The organism is Halomonas sp. A29 (assembly GCF_046723295.1).
Classification (GTDB): domain Bacteria; phylum Pseudomonadota; class Gammaproteobacteria; order Pseudomonadales; family Halomonadaceae; genus Halomonas.
In genome coordinates this window covers 470,455-490,213 of the sequence record NZ_JAXQPR010000001.1, presented here as the reverse complement: position 1 = coordinate 490,213, position 19,759 = coordinate 470,455, and the positions used below count along the sequence as shown (strand labels likewise).

Annotated in this window: 18 protein-coding genes and 3 pseudogenes; 10 read left to right on the top strand and 11 right to left on the bottom strand. The window is 58.1% G+C overall.

The annotated features are described in order from the left end of the window. Nucleotides 1–9: 9 nt before the first annotated feature. Nucleotides 10–207 (bottom strand): CsbD family protein, encoded by a 198-nt coding sequence (locus SPH52_RS02410; protein WP_411793404.1) that lies wholly within the window; start codon nt 205–207, stop codon nt 10–12. 316 nt (nt 208–523) lie between these two features. Here SPH52_RS02410 and guaB point away from each other — a divergent pair, with 316 nt between their 5' ends. From guaB to SPH52_RS02385, 5 genes are all read left to right on the top strand, one after another. Further along, a complete protein-coding gene (guaB, locus tag SPH52_RS02405; protein WP_411793403.1) occupies nt 524–1,993 on the top strand; it encodes an IMP dehydrogenase in 1,470 nt (489 codons plus the stop codon). A gap of 175 nt (nt 1,994–2,168) precedes the next feature. Then, entirely contained in the window at nt 2,169–3,743 is a 1,575-nt protein-coding gene (guaA, locus tag SPH52_RS02400; protein ID WP_411793402.1) for a glutamine-hydrolyzing GMP synthase, read from the top strand. 270 nt (nt 3,744–4,013) lie between these two features. After that, complete coding sequence (locus SPH52_RS02395; RefSeq protein WP_411793401.1) at nt 4,014–5,276, top strand: AAA family ATPase; 1,263 nt, start codon at nt 4,014–4,016, stop codon at nt 5,274–5,276. Next, a complete protein-coding gene (locus SPH52_RS02390) occupies nt 5,269–6,108 on the top strand; it encodes a DUF4435 domain-containing protein (RefSeq protein ID WP_411793400.1) in 840 nt (279 codons plus the stop codon). Before SPH52_RS02395 ends, SPH52_RS02390 begins: the two co-directional genes overlap by 8 nt. Nucleotides 6,109–6,628: 520 nt before the next feature. Further along, entirely contained in the window at nt 6,629–8,026 is a 1,398-nt protein-coding gene (locus SPH52_RS02385; protein ID WP_411793399.1) for a hypothetical protein, read from the top strand. A 118-nt stretch (nt 8,027–8,144) separates the two neighbouring features. Here SPH52_RS02385 and SPH52_RS02380 read toward each other — a convergent pair whose 3' ends face one another. Continuing rightward, nucleotides 8,145–8,750 carry a hypothetical protein gene (locus tag SPH52_RS02380; protein ID WP_411793398.1) on the bottom strand — a complete coding sequence of 202 codons (606 nt, stop codon included), beginning with the start codon at nt 8,748–8,750 and terminating at the stop codon, nt 8,145–8,147. A gap of 309 nt (nt 8,751–9,059) precedes the next feature. Further along, nucleotides 9,060–9,623 carry an HD domain-containing protein gene (locus SPH52_RS02375; RefSeq protein WP_411793397.1) on the bottom strand — a complete coding sequence of 188 codons (564 nt, stop codon included), beginning with the start codon at nt 9,621–9,623 and terminating at the stop codon, nt 9,060–9,062. Between the two features lie 109 nt (nt 9,624–9,732). Between SPH52_RS02375 and SPH52_RS02370 the strand changes: the two genes are divergently transcribed. Next, complete coding sequence (locus tag SPH52_RS02370) at nt 9,733–11,724, top strand: acetyl-CoA hydrolase/transferase C-terminal domain-containing protein (protein WP_411793396.1); 1,992 nt, start codon at nt 9,733–9,735, stop codon at nt 11,722–11,724. Nucleotides 11,725–11,745: 21 nt separating this feature from the next. Here the strand turns inward: SPH52_RS02370 and SPH52_RS02365 are convergent. Both SPH52_RS02365 and cml read right to left on the bottom strand, forming a co-directional pair. Next, nucleotides 11,746–11,939: pseudogene (locus SPH52_RS02365) on the bottom strand (NAD(P)/FAD-dependent oxidoreductase); the annotation flags it as partial. A 76-nt stretch (nt 11,940–12,015) separates the two neighbouring features. Next, nucleotides 12,016–13,211: pseudogene (gene cml, locus SPH52_RS02360) on the bottom strand (CmlA/FloR family chloramphenicol efflux MFS transporter); the annotation flags it as partial. A gap of 236 nt (nt 13,212–13,447) precedes the next feature. On the opposite strand from cml, the pseudogene SPH52_RS02355 reads away from it, so the two are divergent. Then, a pseudogene (locus SPH52_RS02355) lies at nt 13,448–13,677 on the top strand (GMP synthase (glutamine-hydrolyzing)); the annotation flags it as partial. A 13-nt stretch (nt 13,678–13,690) separates the two neighbouring features. Here the strand turns inward: SPH52_RS02355 and SPH52_RS02350 are convergent. The 4 genes from SPH52_RS02350 to SPH52_RS02335 form a co-directional block, all read right to left on the bottom strand. Beyond that, entirely contained in the window at nt 13,691–13,954 is a 264-nt protein-coding gene (locus SPH52_RS02350) for a helix-turn-helix transcriptional regulator (protein ID WP_411793395.1), read from the bottom strand. Nucleotides 13,955–14,159: 205 nt separating this feature from the next. After that, nucleotides 14,160–15,401 carry an NAD(P)/FAD-dependent oxidoreductase gene (locus tag SPH52_RS02345; RefSeq protein ID WP_411793394.1) on the bottom strand — a complete coding sequence of 414 codons (1,242 nt, stop codon included), beginning with the start codon at nt 15,399–15,401 and terminating at the stop codon, nt 14,160–14,162. A gap of 356 nt (nt 15,402–15,757) precedes the next feature. After that, nucleotides 15,758–16,171: a GFA family protein gene (locus SPH52_RS02340; RefSeq protein WP_411793393.1), complete on the bottom strand. Its 414-nt coding sequence runs from the start codon at nt 16,169–16,171 to the stop codon at nt 15,758–15,760. After that, the gene (locus tag SPH52_RS02335; RefSeq protein ID WP_411793392.1) at nt 16,164–17,081 is read right to left on the bottom strand and encodes an NAD(P)-dependent oxidoreductase; all 918 of its coding nucleotides are present in this window, start codon (nt 17,079–17,081) and stop codon (nt 16,164–16,166) included. The genes SPH52_RS02340 and SPH52_RS02335 overlap by 8 nt, the downstream gene beginning before the upstream one ends. Between SPH52_RS02335 and SPH52_RS02330 the strand changes: the two genes are divergently transcribed. Beyond that, nucleotides 17,044–17,562 (top strand): winged helix-turn-helix transcriptional regulator, encoded by a 519-nt coding sequence (locus SPH52_RS02330; protein WP_411793391.1) that lies wholly within the window; start codon nt 17,044–17,046, stop codon nt 17,560–17,562. The genes SPH52_RS02335 and SPH52_RS02330 overlap by 38 nt on opposite strands. 121 nt (nt 17,563–17,683) lie before the next feature. Here the strand turns inward: SPH52_RS02330 and SPH52_RS02325 are convergent, their stop codons facing one another. Together SPH52_RS02325 and SPH52_RS02320 are read right to left on the bottom strand one after the other, a co-directional pair. Continuing rightward, the gene (locus tag SPH52_RS02325) at nt 17,684–17,860 is read right to left on the bottom strand and encodes a DUF1289 domain-containing protein (protein WP_411793390.1); all 177 of its coding nucleotides are present in this window, start codon (nt 17,858–17,860) and stop codon (nt 17,684–17,686) included. Further along, the gene (locus SPH52_RS02320; RefSeq protein WP_411793389.1) at nt 17,861–18,226 is read right to left on the bottom strand and encodes a hypothetical protein; all 366 of its coding nucleotides are present in this window, start codon (nt 18,224–18,226) and stop codon (nt 17,861–17,863) included. 118 nt (nt 18,227–18,344) lie between these two features. Between SPH52_RS02320 and SPH52_RS02315 the strand changes: the two genes are divergently transcribed. Then, nucleotides 18,345–18,941: a TetR/AcrR family transcriptional regulator gene (locus tag SPH52_RS02315; protein ID WP_411793388.1), complete on the top strand. Its 597-nt coding sequence runs from the start codon at nt 18,345–18,347 to the stop codon at nt 18,939–18,941. A gap of 102 nt (nt 18,942–19,043) precedes the next feature. Continuing rightward, nucleotides 19,044–19,736: a type 1 glutamine amidotransferase domain-containing protein gene (locus SPH52_RS02310; RefSeq protein ID WP_411793387.1), complete on the top strand. Its 693-nt coding sequence runs from the start codon at nt 19,044–19,046 to the stop codon at nt 19,734–19,736. The last annotated feature ends 23 nt before the right edge of the window (nt 19,737–19,759 follow it).

The window sequence follows — 19,759 nt, the reverse complement described above, 5'->3', positions numbered from 1 at the left end:
GGCCGGGTGTCAAAGCCCTTTGGCCCAGTCGTCGACCTGGCGTTCCGCCTCCTCGCGCTCCAGGCCATAGCGCTGTTGGATCTTACCGACCAGCTGATCCTTCTTGCCGCCGACCTGATCCAATTCATCATCGGTAAGCTTGCCCCAGCTGGTGCGTGCCTTACCCTTCATTTCCTTCCATTTGCCTTCGATCTGGTCCCAATTCATCTCGTCACTCCTTTCCGTGAGTCGACCGTTTCCGTGATTGGACCCGTCGTGCACTTCTTCAAGCTAGTTCACTCAACTGCCGCTGTAAGTCAAAGTAGGTTTCGGACTGTTTCGAAGAGTAATTAGGATTTGGTGGAATCCAGGCCTGGCCCGGTCTGGTGCCACGCAAAAAAAGCGGATAGCCAAGACGAAGGCCGGGCCTTGCAGCCGAACCCCAACCCGAAGAAGGCATCGCATTGCTCGCCCCTCGGCCCGGGCGCTATAATGGTCGATTAACTTTTCCCCACTCCCCCACCAGCACTGGGTGTTGCCGACTATGCTACGTATGGCCCAAGAAGCTCTTACGTTCGACGACGTATTACTCGTACCCGGCTACTCGGAAGTCCTGCCCAAGGACGTCAGCCTGCGGACCCGCCTGACCCGCGACCTTTACCTCAACATCCCCCTCGTTTCCGCCGCCATGGATACCGTGACCGAAGCCCGCCTGGCCATCGCCATGGCCCAGGAAGGCGGCATCGGCATCATCCACAAGAACATGGCCATCTCCGCCCAGGCGGCCGAGGTGCGCAAGGTCAAGAAGCACGAGAGCGTGATCGTCAAGGACCCGGTGACCGTCGGGCCCAAGGCCAAGCTCGAGGACCTGCTCTCCATGGCCGAGGAGTACGGTTTCTCCGGCTTCCCGGTGGTGGAGGGCGAGACCCTGGTGGGGATCGTGACCGAGCGCGACATGCGCTTCCAGCCCAACCAGGGCGATAGCGTTTCCGACATCATGACCCCGCGCGAGCGCCTGGTCACCGTGCCCGAGGGCACCGAGCTCGACCTGATCAAGAGCAAGATGCAGGAACACCGGGTCGAGAAGATGCTGGTGGTGGATAACGATTTCCACCTGCGCGGCCTGGTCACCTTCAAGGACATCGAGAAGGCGCGCACCTTCCCCAACGCCGCCAAGGATGCCGACGGCCGCCTGTTGGTTGGCGCCGCGGTGGGCACCGGGCCGGAAACGCCGGACCGCGTGGCCGCGCTGGTGGAAGCCGGGGTCGACGTGATCATCGTCGATACCGCCCATGGCCACTCCAAGGGCGTGATCGACCGCGTGGCCTGGGTCAAGGAGCACTTCCCGCAGATCCAGGTGGTGGGTGGCAACATCGCCACCGCCGCTGCCGCTCGTGCGCTGGCCGAAGCCGGGGCCGATGGCGTCAAGGTCGGCATCGGCCCCGGCTCCATCTGCACCACTCGAGTGGTGGCAGGCGTCGGCGTGCCGCAGATCACTGCGGTTTCCAACGTCGCCGAAGCGCTCAAGGAGTTCGACATCCCGCTGATCGCCGATGGCGGCGTGCGCTACTCCGGCGACCTGGCCAAGGCCATTGCCGCCGGCGCCAGCGCGATCATGGTGGGTGGCCTGCTGGCCGGCACCGAGGAAGCCCCGGGCGAGGTCGAGCTGTTCCAGGGCCGTACCTACAAGGCCTACCGCGGCATGGGTTCCATGGGCGCCATGGCCCAGAGCCAGGGCAGCGCCGACCGCTACTTCCAGGACAAGGACGCCGGCGCCGAGAAGCTGGTACCGGAAGGCATTGAAGGCCGCGTGCCCTACAAGGGTGTGATGAGCGCCATCGTCCACCAGCTGATGGGCGGCCTGCGCGCCTCCATGGGCTACACCGGCTGCAGCAACATCCAGGAGATGCGCACCAAGCCGGAGTTCGTGCAGATCACCGGCGCCGGCTTCGCCGAATCCCATGTGCATGACGTGCAGATCACGAAAGAAGCGCCCAACTACCGGGCGGGCTAGCGGCGCCGCTGATCTGGCGCCATGCGTTGTTGAAAACGGCCTCAGCATGCTCATTGACAACCACGTCAACTCCGCTGCTTCGGCCGTTTTCGCCTAGCCTGACGCTCAGCCAGCAACGCCGCTCGTTCTTATTTATGTTGCCCCGCCGCCATACGTTGCCAGTAGAGACGCCCAGATGACCGACATTCACGCCCACAAGATCCTCATCCTCGACTTCGGCTCCCAGTACACCCAGCTGATCGCCCGCCGCGTGCGCGAGATCGGTGTGTACTCCGAAGTGCGCGCCTTCGACATCACCGAGGAAGAGATCCGCGAGTACGCGCCCAACGGCATCATTCTTTCCGGCGGCCCGGAATCCACCGTTGCCTCCGGCTCGCCCCGTGCGCCCGAGTGCGTGTTCGAGATGGGCCTGCCGGTACTGGGCATCTGCTACGGCATGCAGACCATGGCGGCACAGCTCGGCGGCGCCGTGGAGGGCTCCGACAAGCAGGAGTTCGGCTACGCCCAGGTCAAGATCGACGGCGACGACGAGCTGTTCCGCGACATCAAGGACCACGTGGACCACGACGGCAAGGCGCTGCTCGACGTGTGGATGAGCCACGGCGACAAGGTGGCCCGCGCGCCGGAAGCCTTCACCGTCACCGCATCCACCCCCAGCTGCCCCATCGCCGCCATGAGCTGGCCGGAGAAGCGCTTCTACGCCGTGCAGTTCCACCCCGAGGTGACTCACACCCTGCAAGGCCAGCGTATTCTCGAGCACTTCGTCGTCGGTGTGTGCGGCTCCGAAAAGCTGTGGACCCCGGCGCGCATCATCGAAGACCAGATCGCCCGCGTGCGCGACCAGGTGGGCGACCGCCACGTGCTGCTCGGCCTCTCCGGCGGCGTGGATTCTTCGGTAGTCGCGGCGCTGCTGCACAAGGCCATCGGCGACCAGCTCACCTGCGTATTCGTCGACAACGGCCTGCTGCGCAAGAACGAAGGCGACCAGGTGATGGAAACCTTCGCCCGCCATATGGGCGTGAAGGTGATCCGCGTGGACGCCGAAGAGCTGTTCCTCGGCAAGCTGGAAGGCGAGAACGACCCGGAAGCCAAGCGCAAGATCATCGGCAACACCTTCATCGACGTGTTCGATGAAGAAGCCAGCAAGATCGAGGGCGTCGACTTCCTGGCCCAGGGCACCATCTACCCCGACGTGATCGAATCCGCCGCCAGCAAGACCGGCAAGGCCCACGTGATCAAGTCGCACCACAACGTCGGCGGCCTGCCCGAGACCATGAAGCTGCAGCTGGTCGAACCGCTGCGCGAACTGTTCAAGGACGAAGTGCGCAAGCTCGGCCTGGAACTCGGCCTGCCCTACGACATGGTGTACCGCCACCCCTTCCCGGGGCCGGGCCTGGGCGTGCGCATTCTCGGCGAAGTGAAGAAGGAGTATGCCGACATCCTGCGCGAAGCCGACGCCATCTTCATCGAGGAACTGCACAACGCCGACTGGTACCACAAGACCAGCCAGGCCTTCGCCGTATTCCTGCCGGTCAAATCCGTCGGCGTGGTCGGCGACGGCCGACGCTACGAGTGGGTCATCGCCCTGCGCGCCGTGGAAACCATCGACTTCATGACCGCACGCTGGGCCCACCTGCCGTATGAGCTGCTGGAGAAAGTCTCCAACCGCATCATCAACGAGATCCGCGGCGTCTCCCGCGTGACGTACGACGTGAGCAGCAAGCCGCCCGCGACGATTGAGTGGGAGTGAGGCACGCCTAGGCAGAACGCCTGACACGGCTAAGCTGACCGGGATCAAGGGTCTACCAAAAGGTAGGCCCTTTTTCTTTGCAATTCGTTACAAGGTTGGGTTAACTCAGGTTAAGGTCGCAGAGACGACTGCCGATAGAACAGGTAGTACAACGCAGACAGGGCTGTCGCAGGGAAACGATGTCATCCCGGGGCGGTAGCGTTATTTCTTCTAGTGTAATCAGTATTGTTCAAAACTGAAAAAACATCACAGTAGTGTTGGAGCTAAGTTGTGTATAAAATTAGAGAGGTCGAGATAAAAGGGTTTTGGGGTAGAATGCGTGCAGCCTGTAAATTTAATGATAATGTGAATATAATAATAGGGCGGAATGGCACGGGCAAGACAACATTTATGAACATTTTGCATTCGTCACTTTCTGTAGATCTTGATGGGTTGGTTGAAAATGATTTTAACGATGTGGTTATCAAGCTTGGATTTGAGAACAGAAGCAAGACAATAAAAGTAAGAAAAATAGACGATATTGGTCTTCCTTTTAGCGTAATGGAGTATCAGATATCACAAAAAAAATATAGAATCAGAGCCTTTCCTAACGACGATAGGAGAATTTTTAGCCACTATCGGAAAAGGGCTTATGAAGAGGCCATGGAAGTAAAGGCTGAACTTGCTCGGCTCGTTTCTCTTTCGTCACTATCTGTATACAGGTTAAGAGGGGGCGAAGACTTTGAGATAAAAGATAAGTCTGGGAAAAGGATAATTTCCCCGGTAGATTTTCGTTTAGGACAACTGACGTCTGAGCTAACACATTACCAGTTTGAGTTGTCTCAAAAAGCAAGATCCATATCATCTAAGCTCCAAAAAGAAGTGCTTGCGTCAATATTGTACTCGGGGTCTAAAGAAGAAAGTTTTTTAATTCCAAAGAATTTTGACAAGACTGCCGAGAGAACAAAGCTAACTAGCGCTTACACTAGGCTTGGCGTTATGGATTCAGATATTCGTAAGAAAATAGTCTTCCATATATCAAATATCGACGAGGCCGTCGATAAATTCAATAGCGAAAAAGATAATGAGATAGCCGAGATAAATTTTGCTGCACTGGAAGCATATATAAGAACACAGAGAATTATGGATCTTTCTCTGAAAGCAGAAGAAGAAATTAATGGAATTTATAGTCAAATTAATCTTTTTGTTGCAATATTGAAAGAATTTATGCCGGAGAAAACTTTTTCTCTTGAGTCAGGGGAGATAGCAGTAACTAATAATAGAGAAGAAGAGATACCTGTCGATAAACTTTCATCCGGTGAGAAACAGCTGTTAATTTTATTGATTGAAACGTTGTTGCAGCGAGGCGAGCCATATGTTTACTTAACTGATGAGCCTGAGCTTTCTCTTCATATTGAGTGGCAAAGCAAAATCTTGCCGGCCGTAAAACGTATTAATCCACATGCTCAAATAATAGCAGCCACTCACTCGCCAGAAGTAGCGTCAAAGTACGGGAACAACTTGTCAGATATGAAGGATGTTGCTCGTGGCTAATTTGAATTATTCTAATGATGCTTTGAATGTGCTTAGCCAGTTTTATGGCGCAGAAAAAATTTTGTATGTGGAAGGTGAGGATGATGTGGTTTTTTGGGAGTCCATGCTGGAAAAGTTTGAAATGGAAAAAGTTAAGGTCAAAGCGGTAAGTGGGCTTCCTGAGCTTGAAAAGCTGATTGAGAAAATGTCATTAGGTGAGATAAACTCATTGGCTGCTAGAGATAGAGATTATACGGACTTTAAAGGAGCGGAAGCTCTTGGTTCTGTGTTATACACTTATGGTCACTCGATAGAGAATACTCTTTTGTATGAATCTTCTATTATGCGTGTCCTTAAAACCTATGGTCGTTTAGGTGCTCGTCAAGTTAGAGATGGAGAGTTTTGGGAATGGTTGGATGGATTTAATGAGGTTTTTGAGTTGATGGTGATATATGAGGCTGCAAAAGAGCGAAAAGGTTGTGGTATTTTAATTATGGGTGATAATTGCTCAAGATTCATGGAGGCGCAAGATTCTCACAGTCCATGTTCAAAAAAAATCAAGGCCCATTTGAGAGGATGTGGTGCTTCCGAAGAATTGGATGATATTCTTGAGGATGTTGAAAATAGAATAAAAGAGCTTGGGAGAAAGAGTTTTGATTATATGAGAGGGCATTTTTTATTCTCGGGATGCTTAAAGTTCGCCAATTACAAGCTTGGGCAGTATACAAAAAAGAAAATATCAAAGGATGGTTTTTTTAGTGGCTTGGTCTTGGCTTTTCAAAATACTTTTGATGATGGTCATCCGCATTACGAATTTTATCAAAATGAAATGCAAAAAATACTGAATGGCTAGCCTGAGATAGGCAATATCTTAAGCGATAGTTTCGCCTGGTTGGTTAAAATGGCATTACGCCTTAAAAGGTGTGTGCAGTGATAGTGGTAGCCGTCCGGTGAACACACCTTCTGCGTATACAGTGATGGTGTGTACAGTGATGGTATTCGCCTGACACATGCCTCCGTGGGCTTCTTATAGTTAAGCATTATTTCTGCCGTTTTCCTAGGCTCCTTCTTTGTCGCTTTGGGGAAGTCCTTTCTTGAAGACGGCTTAGGACGTCGCTCCCTTCATGCTGCGGTTCTGACACGGCTGTTTCGTTTTGAAGAAGGCGTTCGATGGGCCGCGCTAAGGTCCTGTGTCTCTTCGATCGTTGAGCCCAAATGGTGAATCTAGATGAGTGCGGCTACGCTGAATGTAGGAGGAGGGATGGCACACTAAGAGCTGAGCTGCTTGAGGATATGGTATGACAGCTAGTTCCTAGAGAGACGCTGTGCCGCAGCGGCGCCAAAGAACAATGACAATACGCAGGAGATAGATCATGGAGCGTCCCGATTTCGTCAACCGGGCTGATGTGGCCCGGCTTATACCCGTCGTTGCTGATACCAGTCGTGAGCAGCGCGCTGCTTCAGTCTTGCTGGCCGCCCTGAGGGGAGTGCATGAGTTTCGTCAGCAGATGCTGGCGTCTCTGGGTGTGCGGGTGGGCAGCCGCGCGGCATTGGGGGCCTGGACGGAGATTGTGTTGGAAGCTGAGCCGGACGCTGCCAAGAATGACCGGCCGGATGGTCTGATCGTGCTGAGTTCGGGCCGCAAGACTTGGACGGCTCTGATTGAGGCCAAGATCGGCAACGCGGAGGTGGGGGAAGAGCAGCTGAAGCAATACCTGCTGCAGGCCAAACGGCACAAGGTCGATGCCGTCATCACTATCACCAACCAATTCGTGGCCATGCCTTCCCATCACCCAGTGAAGGTGCCCAAGTCGATGCTGAAGGGCATCGAGCTGTACCACTGGTCCTGGATGTACGCTGTTACCCAGGCGACACTCTTGCTGGAGTCTGGCGAGATAGCCTCACCTGACCAACGCTTTCTGCTGGAGGAAGTGCTGCGCTACTTGAGCCACGATTCCAGTGGAATTACGCGCTTCGACAGCATGAATAGGGAATGGAAAGAGGTCGTCGGCAAGGTCAAGAGCGGCGCAGTGCTGGGCAAGAATACTGAGGAAGTGGAGAACACAGTATCGAGTTGGCACCAGGAACAGCGCGATCTGTGTCTGGTGATGAGCCGCCAGTTAGGCAGGGCAGTGAAGCTGAAGCTCCCTAGAACGCATCGCACCGATCCGGTAGTACGGCTCAAGGAGGACTGTGAGCTGCTTGCCAAGCAAAAGGTGCTTTGTTGCTGCCTTGAAGTACCCGATGCCGCCGCGGATCTCAACGTAACCGCAGATCTCACCAAGCGAACCATCGTCTGTTCCATGCGACTAGTCGCCCCTCAGGATAAGAAGCGCAGCTCAGCTAGGGTGAACTGGTTGGCGAAGCAGCTCACTCGTGCGGAAACGGAGAACATGTTCGTCAAGGCGCTGCGGCCAGGGCGCGCTGAAGAAACCCAAGAGCCGCTAGCGCGTGTGCTGGAAGACGCAACCTCCTTGGAGTCACCCGCGACCGATGTTGTGCCTAGCGCTTTCGAAATCTTCTATATGGCGGACCTTGGCCACCGATTCGCCGGGAACAAGATATTCATCGAAGAGCTGGAGAAAGCCGTACCGCATTTCTATCAGCAGGTTGGCCAGCGGCTCAGGGCTTGGGTGGCACCGCCGCCGAAGCTTCACCGGCGCGATCCAGCGGAGCAGGTAGAAGACGAAGCGGATGTGTTTATGGAGCTAGCAGCTACCGAGGTTAAGCAAACAGGTATTCCCTCCTTTATAAAGCCAACATCGGACTGATTTTAGCAAGTGTTAAACTGTTAGAGTTGGCGCAAGGGCCCTAAAGTGGGCCCTTTTTTACTGTTGGTTTCCATCCATCAACCAATGGCATGAACTTAACCTGAAAGGCATCGACAAGCTATTCATCCGAGGTTGGTAGCTGTGACCATAGCTCTCTCAGTGACCTTGGTGGCAAGTAAGTTACGGTTATGGCCTCGAAAAAAGGGTCTATGTTTATGACAATGTTCACGACACCCTTCTCTTCACCTTCTCTGATTTCACCCGTCGTGCCTTCTGGAACGTAAACCGTAGTAATCTCTCTAGGATAGTCAGCACGCTCTACTTCCATGAGATTATAGTTTTCCTTCATAAGGGCAATTACTTGACCTTGATCAATACCTGAAGAGCTGATGGTGCATGCATCGGTACCAGCCACGGTCAGCAATATCATGTCGACCTCAGCCTCCTCGTCGAGAGCCAGTTGGTAGCCTCTTCCCTCCTTGGGGGGTGTAGTCGGCATGTGGTCCGGTAGCCGGTAGTCGGGAATTGGTTCCAAGCCTCGCTCATCCGCAATTGACACGGCGCTCTGGTAGTCAGCGTCGGTGCTGAAGCAGTATTGTTCGAAATTGGACACGAACTGATCGGCCCATTGATAGGGTTCACTCTGTGCGTCAGCCTGGGCTGGGCCGAGAAGCTGGATCGAAGCCAGCGTCATCACTGCGATATTGCGGGTAAGAGATTGCATAGGGTTCCCTGAATAGTATGCTCGGCTGCTCGAATGAGCGATTCTGAGTAATATGATTCCACATCGCTGATAGTGAGCAAGGTCAGCTTGGCATCATTCGCTGATGAAATGCGCCTGGATGAATTTTACCAAAGGGCTTTAGGAAAAATGCAACGATAGCGGCCGCCCTGTTCAACGGACGTTGTCATGAAGCTGGAGCGGAATTCCCTTGAGCGCGGTTTCGGTGGACGCCGCGTTCGCGAGCTAAAGCGACCTCCAACAACGTTCCTTTCTTATGCGATGGTGCGTCATGCCCGCTAGCTGATCTAGCTAGCGATTTGAAGTGCGAGCGCTCGATGCTGCTCCAAGAATCTTCACCTCACCTTCCATCAATACGCTCCATGCCTTGCGTCTTAGTTCTTGGTCTCCCCCTGCCATCACTTCCAGGAGTCGGCGCTTCTCGGCCAGATAGACCCGGGCGAAGCCGCGGTCTCGAGCGACGATGCTTCCGGTGTTGTCGATCAGGTCGGCGTACTTGATGGTCTGCGCCTCGGGGGAAACCTGAGCCAGCCTGTCACGCTCCAGCGCCTTGCGGTGGGCACGGTTGCCGATTTCCGGATCAACGAATTGATCCGTCAGCTCCTGCACCAGGGTGGCGACCCGCTGGCCAAAGCACTCCTCGATGTCCATCGGCGTAACGCCGGTATCCTCTAGCACGTCGTGCAGTAAGGCGGCGGCGATCATCTCCGGTGTCGCCGTCTCGACTGCCGACACGATCTCCGCGACGGCCACCGGGTGGTGCCAGTAGGGCTCGCCGCTGTACTTGCGTCGTTGCCCAACGGCTTGATGTGCGGCCCTGCTGAACAGCGCAGCCCGTTCGGCTATGTCGTCCATTCAGGTAACTCCCTCAGCTTCACCTTCTCCCTCATGATGCCAGATAACCCTCGGTCTCGGATGCCTCTCGAGCCCGGTGGGAAGGGGAGTCGTGTCACCATGTGCTAGCTTGAAGCGTAACGAAGCCAAGGATGGGGTTCAGCCTATGGGCGAGCCGGTGAGTTATCAGGACGCTGAGGCGTGCGTGGATCAGGTCATCGATCGCGTGGGCAAGAACATCGTGTTGGCACTGCCGCTGGGGTTGGGCAAACCCCTACGTTTCGTGAACGCCCTGTATGCCCGTGCCCAGCGCGACCCGACGATCAAGCTGCATATCGTCACCGCACTCTCCTTGCTGACACCGGCGGGCGGCTCCTCCCTGGAGCGGCGTTTCCTGGAGCCTTTTGTCGAGCGCCTGTACGGCAATATCCCCGAGCTGGCCTATGCCCGGGATGCCCAGGCCAACCGCCTGCCGGACAACGTCACGGTGTCGGAATTCTTTTTCCAGGCCGGCAACCTGAAGGACAATGCCGACCAGCAGCGCCGCTATATCTGCACCAACTACACCCACGCACTGCGCGATTTAATGGCCCAGGGCATCAATGTGATCGGTCAGTTGGTAGCGCCCGATGAGCGGGGCGAAACGGTGAGCCTGAGCTGCAACCCGGACCTGACCCTGGATCTGTTGCCCCGGCTGTGCGCGCAGCCCTATGCCACCGTTTGCGTTGCGGAAACCAATCGGCACCTGCCGTACTTAGGCAATGACGCGGCTGTGGCGCGTAGCGAGTTTGACCTGCTGTTGGAAAAACCGGGTACCGACTACCCGCTGTTCAGCGCACCCCAGACGCCCATCTCGTTGGCAGATCACCTGATCGGCTTCTACGCCAGCTGTTTGCTGAAGGATGCCGGCACGCTGCAAATCGGCATCGGCTCCCTGGGGGCGGCGCTGGTGCACAGCACCCTGTTGCGCCAGCAGGACAATGCCCGTTGGCTAGCGATTTACCGGGACCTGCAGGTGGCCGAGCGGTTTCCAGTGGCCGAGCAGTGGGGCGACACCCAGCCCTTCCGCCAGGGGCTTTATGGCTGCAGCGAGATGATGGTGGACGGGTTTATCTACCTGATGGAAGGCGGGGTGCTCAAGCGCCGGGTCTTTGCGGACGCCAAGTTTCAGGAAGCGATCAACCGGGGCGAGATCGACCCCGAGAGCAGCGACCACCCCAGCGCGGCCAAGGGGGTAGCGATGCACGGCGGCTTCTATCTGGGGCCACGGCGTTTCTACGACAAGCTGCACGCGCTGTCCGATGCCGAGCGCGCGCGCATCAATATGACCAGCGTCAACTACATCAATGATCTCTACGATCACCGCTTCGGAGATCAGCGGCTCAAGGTGGCCCAGCGCCAGCACGCGCGGTTTATCAACTCCGCCATGCTGTGCACGCTCGATGGGGCGGTGGTTTCCGATGGCCTGGAAGATGGCCGGGTGATCAGTGGGGTGGGCGGGCAGTACAATTTTGTCGCCATGGCCCACGAGTTGAGTGGGGCGCGCTCGATCATTACCTTGCGCAGTACCCGCGAGAGCGGCGGCGAAACCCGGTCCAACATTCTGTTCAGCTATGGCCACTGCACCATACCCCGCCATCTGCGCGATATCGTGGTGACCGAATACGGTATTGCCGATTTGCTCGGTCGGACTGATGAGCAGGTTTACCTGGCGTTGATCGCCATTGCCGATGCGCGTTTTCAGCCCGAGCTGCTGGCGCAGGCCAAGGACGCCGGCAAAGTGGCCGCCGACTTCGAGATTCCCGCGTACTGGCAGGACAATACCCCGCAGCAATTGGCGCAGCAGTTTGAGCGGATGGGGGGCGAGCAGGTCTTTCCCCGTTTTCCGTTCGGCACCGACTTCACCGACGACGAGCTGGCCCTGGGCAAGGCCCTCAAGCAGCTCAAGGCGCGCACCGCCACCCGGCGCGGCAAGCTGAAAGCGCTGCTCGGCGCACTGGGCGCGGGCCGGGCCAACGACGCTGAACAGTCGCTGCTGGCCCGGCTCGAGCTGGATCGGCCAACCAGCTGGAACGAACACCTGGAGCGGCGGCTGGTGCTGCAGGCACTGCGATCGGGCTAGTGGGTCAAGCGAGGTCGCGTTTCAGAAGCGGTCGACGCGGAACGGGGCCATATCACCGCGGGTTCTTCGCCATCCATCATCTGAGCGAGCAGTTCGCCGGTGGCCGGGCCCAGGGTAAAGCCCTGATGGCCGTGGCCGAAGGCGAGCCACAGCCCCGCCTTATCGGGGGCCGGGCCGATTGCCGGCTTCATGTCGGGCAGGCAGGAGGCGGGCCCCCATCCCTGTGTCAATCCTTACGACCCGCACAGTCCTGCCATGAGCGATCCGGCCCCACTGGGCCGGATCGTTTTTTTGAGCAGCGCTTTTTTCTACCGCTGCTGGCTACGACTATTCAGCCAGAAGAGTGAAGCCAAGGTGAACGCCGCCATACCCGCCGTATAGGCGGTGAGGGGCCAGGCAGTGTCGCCACCCAGCCCTATCACGACGCCCGTTCCTATCACACCGACGATGAGGCTCTGAACGCAGAAGTGCAGGGCGACGGCGGTGCCCGCCACTTCACTGAATTCCTGAAGTGCACCATTGGCAGTAACGGAAGTAGTGAGCACGATACCGACTGCAGCTAGCCACATTGGCAAGACGAAGGACCAAAATGATGGCGGCAGGAGTATCTCGCCCAACCCCAGCAAGCCGGCACTGAGAAACAGCGTCAGCATGCCGCGCAACGCGCTGCCTGGAATACCCCAGCGTGCAACGAAGGCCTTGGCGAAACGCGTCGTGGCGATCATGGCGAGGGCAACCGTGGCAAAGGCGAAGCTAAAGCCCAGTTCGGAGAAGCCCGCCCTGTCGATCAAGACACGTGGAGCAGTGGAAAAAAACACGAAGAACGAACCCATCGCCGTGCCGAAGGCCAGTGTATAGGTCCAGAAGTAAGGACTTCTCAGCACCGTTCCGAAGCCGGCTCTGCCGGTTTGTGTCCTCACTTTCCGTGTCTCATGCCACTTGGGCAGTACGAAGGCGAGCATGATGAGTGCCGGAATTCCGAGCGCCAGGAAGATGGCACGCCAGCCGAGAGCGCTCGCGATCAAGGCTCCCGCAATAGGGCCAAGCGCGGGCACGAAGGCGAGCATGGCGTTCAGCAGGCTATAGATAACCGCACTTTCAGGCCTCTCGGCATAGACGTCGCGCACCGTGGCGAAGACCGCTACCAGCATGGCAGCCGCCCCGGTTGCTTGCACCAGCCGTAGCAGAACGAAAAGCCAGGCCGAGGTCGTGGCCGCGAGGGCGAAGGAAGCCGCAGCAAAGATCAGTGCGCCACCAAACAGAATCGGGCGCCGGCCGAAGCGGTCTGAAAGTGGCCCGAAGAGGATCTGCCCCACGCCAAGCATAATCATGTAGAGAGTGAGGGTTAGCTGAACCACCTCGGGCGTGGTTGCGAGAATGCCCGGCATAGCGGGAACGATCGGCAGGTAAATGTCCATGCCGAGGGACGCGAGAATATTGAAGGGAGCCAGCAGCAGCAGGGCTGCCGGCAGGCTGTACGTCCACAGACGAGGGTTTTGAGCAGGCACGATGAAATCTCCGCGCAAATCGAGGTATTTGGCGGCGGCCTACATGTAATGGATGAGATGGGCCAAGCAGGCTGCCGCAACAACGAGGAAACAAGGTTGTTGCGGCTTAGCGGTCTGACTTCTTAGCGCCCATGCGTGCGTGCCTCTCTGGAATGGCCTAACGGCGCCATGGATACTATCAGCCAAGCGAAGGGGCTGGCCAGCGTCGCACGGCCTGCCAGGCCTTCGCCGTGTCCCTGCCGCCCAAATCCGTCGGCGACGGCCGCCGCTACGAATGGGTCATCGCCCTACGCGCCGTGGAAACCATCGACTTCATGACCGCACGCTGGGCGCACCTGCTGTATGAGCTGCTGGACACCGTCTCCAACCGCATCATGAACAAGATCCGCGGCGTATCGCGCGTGACTACGACGTCAGCAGCAAGCCCCCCGCGACGATTGAGTAGGAGTGAGGCGCTCCTAGGCTGAATGCCTGGTGCCACCCTTGCGCTGCACCACGACCTCGAGCCCCATCAGGTCCAGCACGTCCAATACCTTTTGGAGCTGCAGCGTCGGCTTGCCGCGCTCGAGATCGACAATGAAGCGGTTACCGGTGCCGGCGAGGCCGGCCAGATCGATTTGCAATAGCCCTTGCTCGGTGCGTAGCTGGCGCACCAGCTTGCCGAGGTCTTCGCTGTGGCGAACGGGAGTGGCCAAGGGGGCAGGGGAGTCGTTGGTAGGCATGGGAACCTGCGTGTGATTACCGTTCGGTAATTCTAGGCGCGGGTTTATCGATTCGCAATGGTATAATTACCGAGCGGTAACTATGAGGGTGGATAAGGCTTTATTAAAGGTAAAAATTACCGCTCGGTAACTATGAGGTTGGGCGGGATATTAAAGCGGGCGCCTCAAGGGCGCCCGTTTTCGTAGTGGAGTAGTAACCTCACCGTCAGAAGCGATCAACCCGGAACGGTGCCATATCCACCGCGGGTTCTTCGCCATCCATCATCTGGGCAAGCAGCTCACCGGTGGCCGGGCCCAGGGTAAAGCCCTGGTGGCCGTGGCCGAAGGCGAGCCACAGCCCTTCCTTGTCGGGGGCGGGGCCAATCACCGGCTTCATGTCGGGCAGGCAGGGGCGGGCGCCTTTCCAGGGCTGGCTGTCGCGACGCTTGCCCAGCGGGAAGAGCTTGCGTGCTACCTTCTCGGCGGCGGCCAGCTGCTTGTACTGGGGCGGCGATTCCAGGTCGGCAAGTTCGGCGCCGGTGGTCAGTCGAATCCCGGCGCGCATGGGTTCGAGCAGGAACCCCTTTTCGGCGTCCATCACCCAGTGGTTGAGCTTGGCTTCCCCTTCGGCGGAGTAGTGCATGTGGTAGCCGCGCTTCACGAACAGCGGCACTTTCATGCCCAGCCTCCTCAGCAGTTCTCCGGCCCAGGGCCCCAGGGCCACTACCACCTCCTCTGCCTCCAGGGCTCCCTCGCTGGTCTTGACTCGCCAGCCGCCCTCACCCTGGGTTACGTCCTCGACGCTGGCCTGCATCACCCGGCCACCCTGTTCGGCAAAGCTGCGGGCATAGGCCTGCACCAGGCCGCCCGGGTCCGATACCATCCAGGGCTGCGTCCAGTGGATCGCCCCGATCAGCCCCTTGCCCAGATGCGGCTCCTTGGCGTAGAGCGCCTCGGCGTCCAGCACTTCATACTCGACCCCGAAGCGCTCGTGGTTTTCCTGGGCTTCTTTCTGGCGCTCCTCCAACTCCTTTTGAGTGCGGTAAAGCTCCAGCCAGCCGCCCTTGCGCACCAGCGCCTCGGCGCCGGCGGCCTCGATCATCGGCGCGTGGGCATCCTGGCAGCGCATGATCAGCGATGCCCACTCGTTTACGATGCGCTCGTAGCGCTTGCCGCTCGAGTTCAGCCAGTAGTCCAACAGCGGGCCCGCCGCGCTCAGCATGCCGGTGGGGCGGTAGCGGATGTCCACCTGGCGGTTGGGCACCACTCGCAGCAGGGTGGCGATATCACGCGGGAAGGCATAGGGGCGTACCGCCTCGCGCTGTATGATGCCGGCATTGCCGAAGGAGGTCTCGAGCCCCGGCTCGCGGCGGTCCACCAGGGTGACGTCATGACCGCGACGCACCAGATGCCAGGCCACTGAAACGCCGACCATGCCGGCACCAAGAACGATGATATTGCGGGCCATGAAGGACTCCTGCCGTTGTACATAGAAAGCTCCGCCGCGGGGCAGAGCCTGTCATGCGCGGAGTTTATCAGTACTTCCCAGAAAATCGGCTACCTGCTGAAAATTAAGATTAAGACGCCATAATTTCGATTTTAGGCAGAATATTTACCCGTGACAGTGAGGGTGAATAGAATTTTTGTTTGCAGCTGATCCTTGGGCCTGCTCGCGCCATTACCCGATCAGTGTAGGTGCTGCACTGAGGGCCGCCATGGTCTGGCTATGGAAACTCCCACCGCTTCGTCTTCCCCAACATGATGCCTGATATTCTCGGTCCTGCGTTTCTCACGTAGGCAACTCCGCTGCCAGCCACTCCTGGATCAGATAGGGCTATGGTCTGGCACACCATTTAGCTGTAGCCATTTATGCTTGCGATTGGGCCAGTAGACCACCCGCGGGGCTGGAAAACTCGGGTCTTCGAAGCAGCCCACCGATACGGAAAGCGCTTCGCCGAGTGCCTCCGCCCGCATGAAGACAACTGAGCCGCAGGTGGCGCAGAAGTGCTGTTCCAGCCACTTCCCCGATTCACCGGTCCGGCGCCAGGATCTCGTTTCACCTTTCTGGCCGATGAGAGCCGTATCCGCATAGATCGCTCTGTATGCAAAGGCAGAGCCGGTGCCGCGCTGACACTCCAAGCAGGAGCAAGCGTAGGTGGCTTTCGGTTCACCAGCGAAGACCAGCTCGATCTGCCGACACGAACAACTAGCCTTGCGCCTTTTCTCCTTACTAAGCATGGGTTTCTTCCTTGGATAGGGGAGACGGGCCACCTTGACGAAACAAGGGCATCAGCGAAGCGAAATCGGCCCCAGGGCCATTGAGGGCAAGCGCTTGGCGGAAGAGGGCGTCCATGGCCCGAGGCAGCGCCGCGTGAAGGGTTCGTTCATCACATGCCTCCAGCAGGTGCTGGAACGCACTGTAGTGTGCGCCCAGGGAGGCCAGCGTTTGCTCGTCGCCCGCGAAGCGGCGTGCCGCAACCCTGTCGATCAGGTCGAAAAGGGCGGCATCGACAACCGGCTTGAATGCGGAGAACTGGTTACGGTATAGCGCCAAGTCCAGGTCTTCAGCTTCTGCCACGGCCATGCCCTGCAAGACGCCGAACAGCCCGCCCCACATTTGCGTGAGCAGCGCCGTATCCAAGGCAGAGGCTTGCCCCGGAATCTTCCCGACGTATTGGCTCTTGCCGCCTAGGGCGAGAAGAAGTTCCTTATGTGTGGCGAAAGCCGCTTCGGAGCCTGAATAGAGTAACGCCGTATCAGGCAGCCCGATGAAATCCGGCGTTGCCATGATAGCGCCGTCGAGATACTCGGCGCCCTGGGCTTCTACCCAACTGGACTCCTCTCGCGCGAGACTTGGCGAGCCCGAGGTGAGTTGGACCACGATTTTACCGGCCAAGGCTGTGGCGACATGGTCCCGCTTCAGCAATGCCTCGCTCGCGGCGTAGTCGAGGACGTTGATGATGATGACATCGACTGACTGGATGACGTCTTTCACATCGGCAGCGGTCTTGGCCCCAAGCGCGACCAAGGGGGCGCACTTATCCGGTGTACGATTCCATACCCAGACCGGATATCCATTGTTCAAAAGGCTACGGGCAACAGCCGAGCCCATGCGACCTGTGCCGATCACACAAACGGTTGCTTTCACAGCATCTCTCCAAGGCTATTGTGATCTCTTACGAGGATTTGTGTTTTCGTTTGGCGCGCCAGACACCAAAATATTAAATTCGAGTGGTGGCTGTAAGTACGTACCTTGGGGTAACTATCAAATTGTTGGGAGGCTTGAAGTGAGGCAGGGGCATACGGATGAGTGCGGGTTTGGCGCAGCGTTACAAGCCATTGGCGGGAAGTGGAAAACCTCGTTACTGTGGACGCTGCACCTGGGCCCACACCGATTTGCTGAACTACGCCGGTCGCTGCCTGGTATCAGCGAGAAGGTGTTGACCCAGCAACTTCGTCAGATGGAAGCCGATGGGCTGATAAGTCGGCATGATTATGATGAAGTGCCCCCGCATGTGGAATACCGGATCACGGCTCATGGCCTCAGCCTCAATGATGCCGTGACGGCCATGTCCAAATGGGGGAAGGAACACGAATCATGGATGGCCCGTCAACATCCTGCGGCATAAGAAAAGCCGATGCTCAGCATTGCGCCTAGCCTCGGGCCTGCCCGGCTTCGTCGCTCGTTTGCCGTTCCAGCAGTAAAGCCTCCGCCATGGTCCAGGCAAGCAAGCTTCCGCCAAGCGCACATCAATCGCGCGGAATCTTCTTCAAGCGCTCCTCGGCGCGCTTCACCGTTTTCATCTTCTCCGGCCGCTTCATGGCTTTCCAGTGGCGTATCTCTTCCACCGTGCGGCCGCAGCCGGTACACAGGCCTCCTGACAGTTGGCAAACCGAGACACACGGGCTTTCGATCTTCTTCGCCATTCAATGCCTCGTTGCCTTGGTGCGTAGCCGACGCTGCCAGTCGCCGCCGTGCTCGCGCTGGCATGCTTCTTCGCTGTCGAAATCGAGATGCCGCGAGGCGTCGCCGATATTCAGGCCGGCCTCGGCCAGTGCCTCGGCGGTCAGGTCGACGATCTGGCGCCGGGCATCGCCCTTGAGGGCATTCGCCAGGTTGGGGTGGGTGTCGAACACCCAGGTGACCACCAGGCTCTCGGGAAAGCGCTGGTAATCGACCTCGTGGGTGAGCCAGCAAAAGCCGGGCAGCAGGGGCTTGGCCTGCTCGCAGGCGTGGGTCAGCGCAGCGGTCAGCCGTCGCTCCATCTTGCCGCGTTCTTTCTTGGCAATCATTCACTCTCCAAAGCGTTAGCCTGGCCGTCATCGTAGCCGATCACACAGGCGGTTGCTCTAAAGCGAGAAGTACTAGACGACTGGTCTAATCGGAGATATGTTTGTCCCCGTGAACACTATGACCACCACCGAAACCAATGATGTCCGCGAGAGCATTCTTGCCAACGGCCAGCGAATTATGGCCAGCAAGGGCTTTTCCGCCGTAGGCATCAACGAGATTCTGACCGCCTCCGGCGTGCCGAAGGGGTCGTTCTACCATTACTTCGGCTCGAAGGACGCCTTCGGGGAAGCCCTGCTCGAAAGCTACTTCAAGGACTACCTGGCCGAACTGGACGCCACGTTGAGCGCGCCGGGCCTGAATATGGCCCAGCGCCTGATGAGCTACTGGCAGAACTGGCAGGATACCCAGTGCTTGTTAGACTGCCAGGGCAAGTGCCTGACGGTGAAGTTGGCCGCGGAAGTCGCCGACCTGTCGGAAGCCATGCGCCTGGCGCTCAAACGCGGGACGGCCGGCATTACCGACCGCCTTGCGCGAGCTATCGAGGTCGGTGTGGCGGAAGGCTCGTTGTCCATTGATGACACGCCTGACGCGGCAGCACAGAGCCTCTACCATTTATGGCTAGGGGCCAGCGTGATGGTGAAGGTCGTGCGCAATGCCCAGCCCTTCGAGATGGCCATGCGGACCACTCGACAGATCCTGCATCTTTCCCCCTGACCGGAAGGAAGAGGCAGCTCACTTCTCTGGAAGTGCATTTTTAGGTCTATTTTGTAGACGACCGGTCTAATAATTACCGTTCCCGACATGGAGAGATACAACATGAAAGTTCTGATGGTTCTGACCTCACACGACCAACTCGGCAACACCGGCCGCAAGACCGGCTTCTGGCTCGAAGAGCTGGCCGCTCCCTACTATGCCTTCAAGGATTTCGGCGCCGAGATCGTATTGGCCTCGCCCAAGGGCGGCCAGCCGCCGCTCGACCCGAAGAGCAAAGAGCCGGACTCCCAGACTGAGGATACCCGCCGCTTCGAGGCCGATGCACAGGCAATGGCGCAACTGGCGGCCACCGCACGTCTGGACAGCGTGAACCAGGCCGACTTCGATGCGGTGTTCTATCCGGGCGGCCACGGCCCGCTCTGGGATTTGGCCGAGGACAAGCATTCGATTGCGCTGATCGAATCCTTCCTCGCCGCGCGCAAGCCGGTTGCGCTGGTCTGTCATGCGCCGGGCGTACTGCGTCACGTCAAGAAGGCCGATGGCCGCCCGCTGGTCGAAGGCAAGAAAGTCACCGGGTTCACTAACAGCGAGGAGGCGGCGGTCGAACTCACCGACGTGGTGCCGTTCCTGGTCGAGGACGAACTCAAGGCCAAGGGTGGCAACTTCTCCCGTGGCGATGACTGGGCGCCTTATGTCGTCAGCGACGATCTGCTGATCACCGGCCAGAATCCGGCGTCTTCGGCCCCGGCTGCGGAACTGCTGCTCGAGCAACTGGGCACGAGCACGTCACCCTGAACGCCTAGGGGGATGATCCGAGA